The organism is Kocuria cellulosilytica (assembly GCF_040981245.1).
GTDB classification, from domain to species: Bacteria; Actinomycetota; Actinomycetes; order Actinomycetales; family Micrococcaceae; genus Kocuria; species Kocuria cellulosilytica.
On sequence record NZ_JAVFWZ010000001.1, the window covers coordinates 358264 to 371291 of the forward strand.

General features: G+C 74.7%; 16 protein-coding genes. 6 read left to right on the top strand and 10 right to left on the bottom strand.

The features are described 5' to 3' along the window. Window positions 1-13: 13 nt before the first annotated feature. Window positions 14-1045, bottom strand: coding sequence for a peptidase (locus tag RCG67_RS01635; RefSeq protein ID WP_368824540.1), 1032 nt, complete (start codon window positions 1043-1045; stop codon window positions 14-16). Window positions 1046-1209: 164 nt separating this feature from the next. On the opposite strand from RCG67_RS01635, the gene RCG67_RS01640 reads away from it, so the two are divergent. Then, window positions 1210-1905, top strand: a complete 696-nt coding sequence (locus RCG67_RS01640; protein ID WP_368824541.1) for a dienelactone hydrolase family protein — start codon at window positions 1210-1212, stop codon at window positions 1903-1905. A gap of 238 nt (window positions 1906-2143) precedes the next feature. After that, window positions 2144-2677: a maleylpyruvate isomerase family mycothiol-dependent enzyme gene (locus RCG67_RS01645; RefSeq protein ID WP_368824542.1), complete on the top strand. Its 534-nt coding sequence runs from the start codon at window positions 2144-2146 to the stop codon at window positions 2675-2677. 112 nt (window positions 2678-2789) lie between these two features. Here RCG67_RS01645 and RCG67_RS01650 read toward each other — a convergent pair whose 3' ends face one another. After that, the gene (locus RCG67_RS01650) at window positions 2790-4118 is read right to left on the bottom strand and encodes an SLC5/6 family protein (RefSeq protein ID WP_368824543.1); all 1329 of its coding nucleotides are present in this window, start codon (window positions 4116-4118) and stop codon (window positions 2790-2792) included. A gap of 149 nt (window positions 4119-4267) precedes the next feature. Between RCG67_RS01650 and RCG67_RS01655 the strand changes: the two genes are divergently transcribed. Next, the gene (locus tag RCG67_RS01655; protein ID WP_368824544.1) at window positions 4268-4480 is read left to right on the top strand and encodes a hypothetical protein; all 213 of its coding nucleotides are present in this window, start codon (window positions 4268-4270) and stop codon (window positions 4478-4480) included. A 27-nt stretch (window positions 4481-4507) separates the two neighbouring features. Here RCG67_RS01655 and RCG67_RS01660 read toward each other — a convergent pair whose 3' ends face one another. The 4 genes from RCG67_RS01660 to RCG67_RS01675 all read right to left on the bottom strand — a co-directional run bounded on the left by RCG67_RS01660 (window position 4508) and on the right by RCG67_RS01675 (window position 7531). After that, entirely contained in the window at window positions 4508-4672 is a 165-nt protein-coding gene (locus RCG67_RS01660; RefSeq protein WP_017834952.1) for a hypothetical protein, read from the bottom strand. 290 nt (window positions 4673-4962) lie between these two features. Beyond that, a complete protein-coding gene (locus RCG67_RS01665) occupies window positions 4963-5805 on the bottom strand; it encodes a hypothetical protein (protein WP_368824545.1) in 843 nt (280 codons plus the stop codon). 196 nt (window positions 5806-6001) lie between these two features. Then, window positions 6002-6592, bottom strand: coding sequence for a GNAT family N-acetyltransferase (locus RCG67_RS01670; RefSeq protein WP_368824546.1), 591 nt, complete (start codon window positions 6590-6592; stop codon window positions 6002-6004). A gap of 48 nt (window positions 6593-6640) precedes the next feature. Continuing rightward, the gene (locus tag RCG67_RS01675; protein WP_368824547.1) at window positions 6641-7531 is read right to left on the bottom strand and encodes a phosphotransferase family protein; all 891 of its coding nucleotides are present in this window, start codon (window positions 7529-7531) and stop codon (window positions 6641-6643) included. Between the two features lie 194 nt (window positions 7532-7725). Here RCG67_RS01675 and RCG67_RS01680 point away from each other — a divergent pair, with 194 nt between their 5' ends. After that, on the top strand, window positions 7726-8604 hold the full coding sequence (locus tag RCG67_RS01680; protein WP_368824548.1) for a class I SAM-dependent methyltransferase: 879 nt from the start codon (window positions 7726-7728) through the stop codon (window positions 8602-8604). 110 nt (window positions 8605-8714) lie between these two features. Next, window positions 8715-9743 carry an FAD-dependent monooxygenase gene (locus RCG67_RS01685; RefSeq protein WP_368824549.1) on the top strand — a complete coding sequence of 343 codons (1029 nt, stop codon included), beginning with the start codon at window positions 8715-8717 and terminating at the stop codon, window positions 9741-9743. Window positions 9744-9818: 75 nt separating this feature from the next. Here RCG67_RS01685 and RCG67_RS01690 read toward each other — a convergent pair whose 3' ends face one another. Continuing rightward, window positions 9819-10463, bottom strand: coding sequence for an NAD(P)H-binding protein (locus RCG67_RS01690; protein ID WP_368824550.1), 645 nt, complete (start codon window positions 10461-10463; stop codon window positions 9819-9821). Between the two features lie 334 nt (window positions 10464-10797). Here RCG67_RS01690 and RCG67_RS01695 point away from each other — a divergent pair, with 334 nt between their 5' ends. Next, complete coding sequence (locus RCG67_RS01695) at window positions 10798-11244, top strand: hypothetical protein (protein ID WP_368824551.1); 447 nt, start codon at window positions 10798-10800, stop codon at window positions 11242-11244. Between the two features lie 7 nt (window positions 11245-11251). Here RCG67_RS01695 and RCG67_RS01700 read toward each other — a convergent pair whose 3' ends face one another. The 3 genes from RCG67_RS01700 to RCG67_RS01710 form a co-directional block, all read right to left on the bottom strand. After that, window positions 11252-11755, bottom strand: coding sequence for an SRPBCC family protein (locus RCG67_RS01700; RefSeq protein ID WP_368824552.1), 504 nt, complete (start codon window positions 11753-11755; stop codon window positions 11252-11254). Between the two features lie 276 nt (window positions 11756-12031). Next, window positions 12032-12358 carry a GYD domain-containing protein gene (locus RCG67_RS01705; RefSeq protein ID WP_368824553.1) on the bottom strand — a complete coding sequence of 109 codons (327 nt, stop codon included), beginning with the start codon at window positions 12356-12358 and terminating at the stop codon, window positions 12032-12034. Between the two features lie 142 nt (window positions 12359-12500). Then, window positions 12501-12929, bottom strand: a complete 429-nt coding sequence (locus RCG67_RS01710) for a DUF1801 domain-containing protein (RefSeq protein WP_368824554.1) — start codon at window positions 12927-12929, stop codon at window positions 12501-12503. Window positions 12930-13028 lie beyond the last annotated feature (99 nt).

The following is a 13028-nucleotide window of genomic DNA, read 5'->3' on the forward strand; positions in this document are numbered from 1 at the left end:
CGCCCGTACCGGGTCACAGCTGCGGCACGCACTCCCCGGCGCCCAGCTCGGCGAGTCCGGCCCGGTCCCCGGCCGCGAGCGCGGTGGCCCCGCCCCCCGGGTGCATGAGCTGGGCGGGGTCGTCGACGTGGGTGAGCCCCACGACGTGCGCGAGCTCGTGCACGATGGTCGCGCGGACGTGGGCCGCGCCGTCCGGGCGGTCCAGCACCTCCGTCAGCCCGGGGGCGTCGAGGGTGACCTGGCCGGTGACGTAGACGAACGGCCGCCCGGGCGCCTGCCGGGGCGTGCTGCCGCCGAGTCCCACCACGTTCCCGGCCAGGTCCGGGACCTCGGTGGCGTCGGACCACGTGATGAGCACGGGCGCCCACTGCCGCCCGTAGCGGTCCGGCTGATAGGGGGCGCGCTGGGTGGACGGGGCCTCCGTCGTCGTCCCGTCGGCGACGAACCGCAGCCCGGTGGCCGCGGAGATCTCGGCCACGGCCTCCTCGACGAGCTGCTGCCCGCCCGGCGGGGCGCCGTCCGGGCGCACGACGTAGTGCACGGGGCGGCAGGGGTCGTAGGCGACCATCGGCTGGCCGGGGTCCGGGGAGTCCATGAAGCGGTAGCCGCCGGTGTCCGCGACCGCCGGGGGCGTGCCGAGCGGCGCCCGCGCGGCCTCGACGCCGCGCGGGGGCGCCGACGCGCCGGGGAGGTAGGGGCGCAGGGCCGGCAGCGCGTAGTCCTGGAACAGCCCGGGCGTGAACCAGAGCATCAGCAGCACCACCACGCCCACGGCCGGCGTGGCCCGCCACGCCCTGCTGCGGCTCCGGGGCACCTTCGCCCAGCGGCGGGCGGAGCGCCGGGCGGCACGGGCGGCACGCCGGGCCCGGCGCCGCCGTTCGCCCGGGCTCAGCAGGGCCTGCTGCCGCTGCTCCAGGGCGTCGTCGAGCACCCACTGCGGGGTGCGTCCGCTCGGTGACGTCCGGAGGCGTGCGCCGGCGGTGCGCTCGTCGCGGTTGCGGGGCGACGCTCCCCGATGCGGCGTGGCGCCACCGGGCTGGTGCATGCTTCCTGGCTTCTGTGCGCGGGCGGCGGTCGTGCCCGCCGTCTTGAAGTGTACGAAAGCAAATAGACAGGAGCACCTCCTCCGCGCTCTGTGACGGGGATCCGCCTGTCCACAGTCCTGCCTACACTGGCCCGACGCAGCCCCGACCGCGAAGGAGCACCGCAGTGCAGACCACCCCGCACCAGAACGTCACCTTTCCCTCGGCCGGCGGGCAGGCCCACGGCTACCTGGCGCTGCCGCCCGCCGGACGGGGGCCCGGGGTGATCGTCATCCAGGAGTGGTGGGGGCTGACCGACCACATCCGGGACGTGGCCGACCGGCTCGCCGCCGAGGGCTTCGTGGCCCTGGCCCCCGACCTCTACGGCGGGTCCGTCACCCACGACGGCGAGGAGGCCGCCGAGATGATGTCCCGGCTGCCCGAGGACGAGGGCGTCCGGCTGCTCGCCGGGTCCGTCGACTTCCTGCTGGGCCACGAGGCGGTCACCAGCTCCACGGCGGGGGCCATCGGCTTCTGCATGGGCGGCGGCTTCGTCCTCGCCCTGGCCGCCGACCAGGGCGGGCGGATCGGTGCCGCGGTGCCGTTCTACGGGGTCGGGCAGGGCGTGCCGGACGCCTGCCACGGGGTGCGCGCGGCGGTGCAGGGCCACTACGGCCGGGAGGACACGGCCTACCCGGTGGAGCGGGCGGAGGCGCTCGAGGAGCAGCTGCGCCGCGAGTCCTCCGCGCCGGTCGTGGAGTTCCACTACTACGACGCCCCGCACGCCTTCCACAACGACCGGAACCGGCCGAACCACCGCCCCGAGGCGGCGGCCGCGGCCTGGGAGTGCGCGGTCGCCTTCCTCCGGGAGCACGTGCGGTAGCCGACGACGACGGCGGTCCCCGCCGGCCGGTGCGGGCGCGGTCCCGGCGGCGCCGGGCGCGGAGCCGGCGCGGCCCGGCCGTTCTCGGGGCGGGCCCGACCCGGTAGCGTGCGGAGCACGGCCCTGACCTGAGCGGAGGCGGCATGACCGAGATCTGGCCCGTGGTCCACGCCGAGCGCCGGGCGCTGGCCCGGGACCTGGCGAACGTCCCGGCCTCGCGGTGGGCCACCCCCTCACTGTGCCCGGCTGGGACGTGCACGACGTCCTGGCCCACCTCGTCGACGACGCGAGCACCACGCGCCTGGGCTTCCTCCGCCGGCTCGCGGCCGCGGGCTTCGACTTCGACCGCTGCAACGCCCGAGGCATCGCGCGGGAGCGCCGCGCCGACCCGCGGGACACGCTGGCCGCGTTCCGCGCGGTGAGCGGCCGCACGACGAGCGCGCCGGCGCCGCTGCCCACCCGGCTGGTCGAGGCGTTCGTGCACGGGGAGGACATCCGGCGCCCGCTCGCCCTGACCCGCCGATATCCGGCCGGGCCGGTCCTCGAGGCCCTCCGGCACCAGCTGCGGACCAGCGGCAGGCTCGGCGGCGGCAGGGACCGGGCGGCGGGGCTGCGCCTCGTGCCCGCCGACGCCGACCCCGGTGCCGTCCTGGGTGCCGGGACCGGCCCGGAGGTGCACGGCAGCGTCCTCGCGCTGCTGCTCGCGGTCTCCGGGCGCCCGGTGGGCCCCGGGGAGCTCACCGGCCCCGGGGCCGCCGCGCTGACGCGCTGAGCACCGGCCTCCCGGCGCCGCGGCCGGACGACACGCCGCACCGGCGACGCTCAGCGTGCGTTCACCGGCGCCACGGGCTCACCGGCGCTGCGCGTGCACCGGTGCAGCGGACTCAGCGGACCAGGGCGAAGAGGATGCCGCTGATCGCCACGAACCCGGCGACGGTCACGAACACGTTGGACAGCTGCCCCCGGTAGGGCGCCAGGGCGGGGATCCGGCGCACGGCGTACATCGGCATGAGGTAGAGGATCACGGCGATGACGGGCCCGGCCAGGGACTCGATCAGCGACAGGATGCTCGGGTTGAGCACCGCGGCCGCCCACGTGGTGAGGAAGACGAACACCGCGATCCCGCGGCGCAGCGTCCGCTCCTGCGGCTGACGGGCCTGCGCGGGCAGCATGCTGCGCACGATGCCCGCCGCGCCCTCGGCGGCGCCCAGGTAGTGGCCGAAGAACGAGGAGACGATGGCCACGATCGCCACGGCCGGGCCGAGGTAGCCGATCCAGGGGCTGTCCTGCACGTTGGCCAGGTGGGAGAGCACCGGCAGGTTGGCCTCGCGGGCCTCCTGCAGCCCGGTGGTGCCCAGGGACAGCACGCAGGACCAGACGAACGCCATGGTGAACAGCACCAGCAGCACCGTGGTGCGGCGGAGCACCCGGGACGCGGCCTCCGGCGCGCGCGCCCCGTGCTCGCGCTGCATGGCCAGGGAGAACTGCGAGATGGCGGGGGAGTGGTTGAACGCGAACACCATCACCGGGATGATCAGCCAGACCGACAGGGCGAGCTCGTCGGTGGACGGCACCACGGCGAGGTCGCCCAGCTGCCAGGTGGGCACGAGGTAGACCGTCACGCCCAGCAGGGCCAGGATCAGCGGATAGACCAGCCACCGGGTCACGGCCAGCATGAGGCGCTGGCCGGCGACCATGACCAGCATCATCAGGGCGATGAGCACCCCGGAGAGCAGCACGCGGGGCACCTGGGGCAGGCCCAGCTGGTTGACCAGCAGGCTGTCGACCGTGTTGGTGATGCCCACCCCGTAGATCAGCACGATGGGGTAGATCGCGAGGAAGTACAGGACGGTGATGACCCGCCCGGCGCCCTCCCCGAAGTAGTCGCGGGCCACGACCGTGATGTCCTCGCCCTGCTTCGGCGAGGCGCACACGAAGCGGGCGAGGGCCCGGTGGGAGAGGTAGGTCATCGGGCCGATGAGGACCGTGACGATGAGCAGCGGCCACAGGCCGCCGGCGCCCGCGTTGATCGGCAGGAAGAGGATGCCCGCGCCGATGGCGGTGCCGAACAGGCCGAGCATCCAGCCGGTGTCGACCGCGGAGGGCCGCCTCCGGGGCGCGGCCGGGCGGCCCTGGGCAGGGGGCGTGGTCGTCGGGGAGAGGGCGGTTTCTGCATCGGCGGAGATCGTCCGCGGGGCAGGGGAGCGCGACATGGTGGTCCTCGCTGGATGTGCAAAGTGGGGTGGACCACAGGGACGATACCAGTCGGCCGGTGCCGCTCCGGGCCTGCGCCGACCGCCCGGAGCGCGACACGGGCGGCGGGGTGCCGCCCGTGGGCGGACGCCGTGCCTACGGTGAGCGCATGAGCGATGGTGAAGCACCCGGCAACGAGCTGTTCGTCCTGGGCATCGCCCTCGGCCCGGCGTTCGGCGTCGTCCTCGGCGTGCTGATCGGCAACGTCGGCCTGGGCGTGGCCGTCGGTGTGCCCGCCGGGCTGATCCTCGGGCTCATCGGCCGGACCGTGGTGCAGAACCGCCGCCGGGACGACGACGGGGAGCCCGTTCCGCCCGAGTGACGCACCGGGGGATGCCGCCCCGGGGAATCAGTGCTGCCGCAGGGGGCGTCCCACGATCCCGGTGGAGACCGCAAAGTACGCGGCGGCCGCGAAGAGCAGCGTGGCCCACCCGTAGGCCTGGGAGCCCAGGGCCAGGACGGCGCCGTTGGCGACGAACAGCATGACGGCCGCGACCGTCAGCCACTGCGCCACCTGATTTCCGCGGACCTCTCGTACCCCTGCCACTGTCTTTCCCTCCGTCGTTGCTCCACCGGCCTGCTGCTGCAACCGGTTGAGCCCAAGTTAGGTGCCGAGCGGGGCATATGTCTGGCTACTTAAGTCCAGACCTCGAGGTCGCCGTGGGAACATCGCTCCTGGTCAGGGGTGGGAACCGAACATGACGAAAGATGGCGCCGCCGGCACCGGGCCGAACGTGCCGGAACGGGCCGGGGCGGGGACGTGGTGTCCACGTCCCCGCCCCGGCCCGGCTCGCGAGCTCCCGGTCACGGTGCCGCGGGAACCGCCCCGGCGTCGGCGCCGGTCACGCCCGGCTCCGCGGCCGCGCCGGCGCCCGCCTCACCGGTGCCGGTCTGGCCGCTGTCCAGCTGCTGGCCGCCCGTGGCCGGGAGCTCCTCGCCGGACGTGCTGCCGTCCCCCGTCACGGCTCCTGCCGTGGGGGCGGCCTCGCCGGGCGCGACCTCACCGGGAGCCACGGGGGTCTCCGCGGTCGGGGCGGTGCCCTCCGCGGGGGCGACCTCACCGGTGCCCGCCGCCGGGTCCTCGGCCGGGGCCGGGGTGGCGGCGCTGCGCACGGCGATCGACTCGCTGCCGGTCACGGAGCGCTGGATCGTGCCCGTGCCGCCGGAGAGTTCTGTGCCGGTGAGCGCCTGGACGCCGAAGACCGCCGCGACCGCCAGGCCGAGGATCACGCCGGTGCTGACCAGCAGCGGCTTGAGGCGGGGGCGCAGGGCGCTCCACCGGCTGCCGCCGGTCACCGCGGTGCTGCCGTCCGAACCGGAGGCGTCCAGCCCCGGGCGGGCGAGCACGCGCTGGGCCACGGTGGTCTTCACCTTCTTCAGCCCGTGCCGGCTCTTCTCGAGGGAGGTGGAGTAGACGACCACGGCGATGCCGGAGACGATGCTGGTCAGCGCCGCGCCGAGCACGGTGCCGACCACGCTCAGGTGGCCGCCGATCACGGACATGGTCGCGGCGGTGGCGGCGCCGGCAAGCAGACCCGGGATGTTCAGGGCCGGGCTCTTCTTCTCGGGCTGTTCCTCGGCCTCGGCCGGGATCGGGGTCTGGTCGTCGGGCGCGGGGGCCTCGGTGCGTGGTCTTTCCAGAGTCATGCTGTCCTGCTTCGCTTGCGGGGAAGGGGGTGCTGTTCCCCGCGACGTTGCTCGGGCCAGCCTTCCCCATTATCCGGACGGACCGGGGAATGCCCAGGCCGAGTGGGCACTCTCACACCCGGCGGTCCTGCTCCGGCGCAACGTGACGTCTGAGGACCCGGCCACCGCCCGGTCGGCGGCGAGCGGGAGACTCTGCTCAGCGCAGCGGCAGCCGCATGAGGACGCGCGGGAACTTGTTGAGCGTCGAGGCGGTGTCGGCGGCCTTGGTGAAGCCGGCGCGCTCGAACATGGCGCGGGTGCCGACATAGGCCATGGTGGTGTCGACCTTCCGGTCCCCGTTGTCCACGGGGTATCCCTCGACGGCCGGTGCGCCGTGGCCGCGGGCGTGCTCCACGGCGCCCTCGAGCAGGGCCTGGGCCACGCCCCGGCCGCGGTGGCCGCCGCGCACCCGGAAGCACCACACGGCCCAGACCGGGAGGTCGTCGACGTGCGGGATCGTCCTGCCGTGCGTGAAGGCGTGCAGCTCGGCCCGCGGGGCGACACCGCACCAGCCGACCACCGTGTCGTCGTCGTAGGCGAGGACGCCCGGCGGGACCGGCCGGGCGCAGAGCTCCCGCACCACCTGGGGGCGCTCCCGGGCGGCCAGGGCGCGGTTCTCCTTCGACGGGAGCCGGTAGGTGAGGCACCAGCAGACCGCCGAGTCCGGGTTCCGCGGACCCAGGACGGTGGCGACGTCGTCGAACCGCTCGCTCGTCGCCGGTCGGATCGTGAACGGGGTGGAGGCCATGGCTGCTCCTCGGTGCGGGGCGGCACGGTGCCGCCCGTGCGCTCCACCCTAGGGAGAGCCCGCCGCGCGGACCACCTTCGGCCGGCCCCGCCGGACGCGGTCGAAGGTCTCCCGGGCGACCTCCCACGAGGTCTTGCCGACGTCGAAGTGGTCGGTGAGCATGTACACCGCGATCCAGCACTGGTAGGTCCAGGCACGGTCGAGGAGCCCGGGGTCCCCGGGGCCGGTCCAGCGCTCGTGCACCGCGCGGACGAAGGCCTCGCCGTACTCGTACAGCTCCGCGAAGTCCACGGCCGGGTCGCCGAGGCACATGTCGCTGAAGTCGATCACCCCGAGGCGGGCCGCGGCGTCGTCCCAGAGCAGGTGCCGGCTGTAGACGTCGTTGTGGACCACCACCGCGGGCAGGTCGGCGGCGAGCAGCGCGTCGACGTCCGCGAGGATCCGCTCCACCTCCTCGAGCTCCGCCGCGGTCAGCACGGCCGGCAGGTGCGCGGCGGCCGCGCCCCGGACGTCGGCCTGGTCCTCGGTCAGGGCGGACGCCGGCACCCGGGCCAGCGGGGTGCCGGGAACGGGCGCGGTGTGCAGGGCGGAGAGGAAGCCGGCCAGCTGGTCCACGAGCGCGTTGCGCGCCGTTCCATCCAGGGAGGCCAGCACCTCCGGCTGGAGCGTCCGCCCGGGCAGGAGGGGATAACCGGCGAAGGAGCCGTCCGGGGCCACGCGGTCGTAGCGCGGGATCCGCACGGGCAGCCGCGGCGCGAGGTGGTCCAGGACTGCGATCTCCCGGCCGAGCGCCTCCGTGTAGGGCGGCTCCTGCGGGAAGCGGAACACCAGGGCGTCGTCCAGGACGACGACGACGTGGTCCCAGCCCTCCGTGATCCGCCGCGCCCTCGACCACCGCAGGTCCGGGAAGGCCGCGGCGATCCGCTCCAGCTCGTCCATGCCTGGTCTCCCTCCTGGGTGCCGTCGGCCGGTCAGGGGTCGATCTGCACGACCGGCCGGGGCGCAGGGCGGGCCGGTCGCGCCGTGGAGCCGGTCCTCAGGGTATCCGGGCCGCGCACCACCGTCGGGGAACGATTATTGCGTTCGAAGCAAGACGGCATGTCACTGTGGCACAACCCCGCTACGGTGGGGGCATGACCGAGCACGCGCCTCTCCGAACGGCCCCGGACCCCGCCCACGGACACGCCCACGGACCCGGACACGGACTCGAGGAGGAACTGGCCCATCTCCTCGACCTGGATGCCGCGACGTCCGGTCGCACCTGGGAGGAGGTGATCGCGTGGGCCGTCCAGCACGTCCAGGGCGGCCCGCTCCGGATCGTCGACCTGGGCGCCGGCACGGGAACCGGCGCCCTGACCCTCGCCCGGTTTTTCACCACCGCGGAGGTCGTGGCGGTGGACCGGTCCGCGGGAATGCTCGACCGGGTGCAGGGCGCTGCCCGCGCCCAGGGCCTGGAGGGCCGGGTGCACGCGCTGCCCGCGGACCTGGGCCCGGACCTGGGCGCGGCCCGGTCCGCGGTCTCCGGGGCGGACCTGGTGTGGTCCTCCTCGTTCCTGCACGAGGTCGCCGACCCCGGTGCGCTCCTGGCGGAGCTCCGGGCCGCGCTGCGACCCGGCGCGCTGCTGGTGGTCGTCGAGCTGGACGGCCTGCCCCGCTTCCTGCCGGACGACCTCGGGATCGGCCGGCCCGGGCTGGAGGACCGCTGCCACCGGGTCCTGGCCGACGCCGGATGGAACGCCCATCCGGACTGGCGGCCCCTCCTGGAGCAGTCCGGGTTCGAGGTCCACGGCCCGCACACCGTCAGCACGGCGGCGGCGCAGGACCCTGCGGCCATCGCCCGCTACGCCCGGGCTTGGATCGCCCACCTGCGCCCGGCCCTCCAGGGCCGGCTGGCCGCCGAGGACCTCGCCGTCCTGGACCGCCTCCTGACCCCGGACGCACCGGAGGCCCTGCCGAACCGGCGGGACCTGGAGCTGCGCACCGCCCGTACCGTCTGGGCGGCCCGGGCGTAGACACTGGACAGGGAAGCCCGCCGGCGGGGGTGGTCGTCCCCGTGCCGCCGGTAGGGTCTCCCGGCCCGGACGCACCCCCGGGCCGAGAAGCACCGACTCCAGGAGGTCCCGTGCGCGGATCAGCCGTCGTCGTCGGGGCCGGCATCGCCGGCCTGGCCGCAGCCCGCGGCCTGCTCGGCGCGGGCTGGGAGGTGCACGTGCTCGAGCGCTCGCAGGGCCTGCCGGGCACCGGCACGGCCCTGGGCATGTGGCCCGAGGCGATGCGGGCCCTGGACCGGCTGGGCGCGGGGGAGCGCGTCCGGGCCGCCTCCGTCGAGCAGCGCGGGGCGCGGCTCCTCCGGCCGGACGGGACCGAGATCGCCCACGTCGACCTGGACCGGGCCGCTCGGCTGGTCCCGCGCCCCGCGCTCCTGGCGGCACTGGCCGAGGGCCTTCCCCCGGGACTCGTCGTGTGGAACGCCCCGGTCGCCGACCACCGCGCGCTGCCCGCGGCCGACCTCGTCGTCGCCGCCGACGGCGTGCACAGCCCCGTCCGCGCCGCGCTCTTCGGCGTCGCCCCGCGTCCGCTGGGCACCGTGGCCCTCCGCGGCACGGTCCCGGGTCCGGCGGGCGGGACCACCGAGACCTGGGGGCCGGCCCGGCTCTTCGGCATCACCCCGCACGACGACGAGCACACCAACTGGTTCGCCAGCGTCCGCGCCGACGTGCTCGCCTCCGCGGGGCGCGGCCGCACCGACCCGCAGATCCTGCGCCATCTCTACGGGGACTGGCACCCGGCCGTGCGGCGCGTCCTGGACGCCCTCGGGGACAGCCCGATCGACCGGCGCACGCTGCTCGACGTGCCCCCGCTGCCCTCCTGGGTGAGCGGGCGGACCGCGCTCCTCGGCGACGCCGCCCACGGCATGGCACCGAACCTCGGCCGAGGCGCGTGCGAGGCGCTGCTCGACGCCACGGCCCTCGTCGATGCGCTGGCCGCGGCCCCCGACGTGCCCGGCGCCCTGCGCCGGTACGACGCCGCGCGCCGCCGGCGGGTCACCCGCACGGTGCGCGTGGCCCGCCTGGCGAACGGCGTCAGCACGGCCCGGCACCTGCTGCCCGTGCGCAACGCCGTCGTCGCCGCGGCGGCACGGCTGGTGTGACCGGCCGCCCGACCGTGTCCCGGGCCGGCGGCGCCGCTGTCCCCGGCGGAGGGTGCGCGCTCCGTTGGCGACGACTCAGTTGCTGACGGCCGGGGCGTCCCGGATGTAGGCGGTCTCGAGGATCTGGGAGGTGGTGAACCGCGCGATGTCGGCGGCGGTGGCCGAGGAGCCCACGGCACCGGGGCCGAAGAATCCCACGTACTTCAGTCCCCGGGCGCTGCCGCCGGTGACGTGCATGAATCGCACGATCGTCCAGTCCAGCCCGGATCCGGCGACCACCTGCAGCATCCCCGCCATCTGCCGGTAGGCGCGCGGATCGAGGTGGCGGGCCAGGAAGCGGTGGACCTTGATCCGGGCGGTGGGCCTCTCCTTGGGGCACAGGGTCACCACCGGGGTGCCGTGGCCGATGTAGCGGCGGATCCCGCGGCGGCGCATGCCCGCCACGATCTGACCGGCGCCCTCGACCAGGTCCAGGCCGCGAGCGCGGGGCCGCACGCGCGGGTCCAGGGTGTTGACCACCGCCTCGGCGCCGTCCAGTGCGGCGTCGACGGCCGCGGGGTCGGTGATCTGCCCGGTGACCAGCTTGACGTCCTCGCCCCAGGCGGGCGGCACGTGCGTGGCGTCGGTGACGAGGGCGACGACCTCGTAGCCGCGGAACAGCAGGTCCTCGACGAGCTCCTGGCCGATGGGACTGACAGCCCCGAACACGGTGACCTTCATCTGTCCCCCACCCGGTCCCGTTGTACGGACGAATTGCTTGCACCCTAGATCACCGCATTTTCAAATGAAATGCCATGGAGGACGTGTGACGTCCACGGAAGAGGGCGCCGGTCGCCGAGCGGCAGGGCGGACCGGGCCTTCCCGAGCGCGCCGGGGCCGCCCCACCAGGGGTGGAGCCGGTCCGGGGACGGGTGCCCCCGACGCCGACGGCGTCCCGGTGCGTGGGCTGTTGTGGGGACAGATCGGCCGAATTGTGACTCATCGGTAGCCAGTAGGCTGATGACAACACATCGACCGGGCTCCTCTCCCCTCCCACTGACGAAGCGAGACGACGATGACCACCCCCGAGATCCTGCAGGCCGTCAAGGACCTGGTGCAGACCCCGCCCCCGGCCGGCGTGCGGGTGGACCGGTTCGAGATCGTCGACGAGGTCGCCGAGCTCTCCCTGTCCTTCCGCGCCGACGTGCTCGAGAGCGTCCTGGCCTCCGAACTGGCCGCCACCGGCGGCCCCGCCGACTGGGACGACCCCCGCGCCCCGATGGACGAGGGCTCACCCACCTGGGCCTACGCCGGCGGGATCGCCGCCCTGCTGCACCACGGCTACTTCAACCAGACGATCCTCGCCCAGCACGAGACCGCGCTGCAGCAGATCCTGACCGAGCACGGCCATCCCGGGACGCCGGTGACCGCCACCGCCACCTACACCGCGGCCGAGCTCATGCCCCACTACCGCAAGCTCAAGACCGAGCACCTCGAGCAGCTGAGCGCCCCGCAGGGCTGAGAAGCCGTCACGATGCAGCGGGCGGCGACGCGGCGTCGGCCTCGGCGACGCGCTTGAGCCGCTGCAGGCTCTCGTGGAGGCCTTTGCGCATCGTGGTCATCCGGTCCGGGTCCCGGCCGAGGGTGCCGATGATGAACCAGCCGGCGCGGCGGACCGGGCGGGCGACCTCGTAGGACTCCGTCACACGGGTGCCGGTGCCCTCGGGCTCGAAGCGGTAGCGCCAAACGAGGGTGCCTGCGAAGGGCTCGGTGCGGGCGAAGGCGAACTCCCGACCGGGCTCGGCGGACATGATGATCGGCTTGTTGTGCCAGGAGAATCGGGGGTGGGCCCCCACTCGGTTGCGGGCGCGGAAGCGTGCGCCGACACGGGGGCCGCCGTCGTCGAGCCAGACGACGTCGTCGACCTCGGGACTGTACTCGGGGGTGCGGGTGACGTCGGCAACGAGGTCGTAGACCGCCTGCGGTGGCGCCTCGACGTGGACGGAGTCCTCGGCGCGGCCCAGGGTCTGCATGGTGTTCCTCCGCGGTGTGTCCGGGCGGTCAGGGTCCGAGCGCCGCCGTTGCGCGACGGGCCGGGTGCCTCCACGGTAGAGCCCGAGCCGCGCCCGGTCGTGCGGGCGAGACCGGATCGTTGTTCGACGCGCAGATGCGTCGTCCGCGGGGCCGAGACCAGGGCGGCCGTCTACGTGTGGCACTGCGACCGGGAAGGTGCGCTTCGCCAGCATCTTTCCCGCCTGTTGCACCGGGCGGTGGGCACGGGGCCCCGCCGCTCCAGGCCGTGGGTCCGGTCAGGTCCCGGGCGGCCGGTACTTGATCTGCTGGGCATGGTGCAGGGCCTCCAGCGTCTCCTCGACGCTCATGAGCACCGTGGTCTCCAGGGAGCTCACGGCCCCGCCACCGGTGATGGCCAGGGCCACCGCGGCCATGGACACGTCGTCGGGCGCTTCCCAGAGGCTGTAGCCGTCGTGCTCGCCGAAGGCGTACCAGAACCCGTGCAGCGTCCCGCCGACCGATTCGATGTAGTCCTGGCCCGCCGGGCGGCGGTCCTCGGGGTGGGAGATCAACCGGGCCCAGGTCTCGGGGGTGTAGCGGAATTTCGACAGATAGAGCGGCATCGTCCTGTCCCCTCGTGTCCGTCCCGTCGGATTCGATCAGGAGTGTGCTGACCGTAGGCACGCGGCGGGGCCGGCCCCAAGGGGGTCGGCCGGATCGTCGCCGGTCCGTGATCCATGGCGTCTCCGTGTCGGGGGCGTCCGGTCAGCTCGAGGCGCCGTCGCGGGCGCGGTCCGTCCACGGGTCGTCGCCGAGCTTGGCGTAGGACGCCGCGACGATCTGCTCGAGGACCTCCAGGTCCACGGCGTCGAGGTCCTTCAGGTAGATGCAGCCCACTCCCGTGGTGTGGGGGCCCAGGCGGGCCAGGTTCTCCTGGTGGGCGTCCACGCCGTCGTACACGTAGATCGTCGTCGCCGCCCTGCGTGCGGCGAAGCCGGCCGCGGGGGCGTCCCCCTCGTGGCCGCTCGCGTACTTGTAGTGGTACTGGCCGAAGCCCACGACGGTGCCCCACATCTCGGCCGGCTGCCCGGTGACGCGGGTGAACAGCGGGACGAGGCGCTCGGCGTCGGCCCGCCGCCGCTTCGGTGTGACCCCGGCGAGGTGTTCCTCGACCGGCTGTCCTGTCTTCTCCACGGCGGGCTCCTCGGGGTCGCTGGGACGACGATCGTCTCAGGGACCAGGGTCCTCGGCCCGTCCGACACGGCAGCGCAGGGATGGCCGATCGCGGCGGTC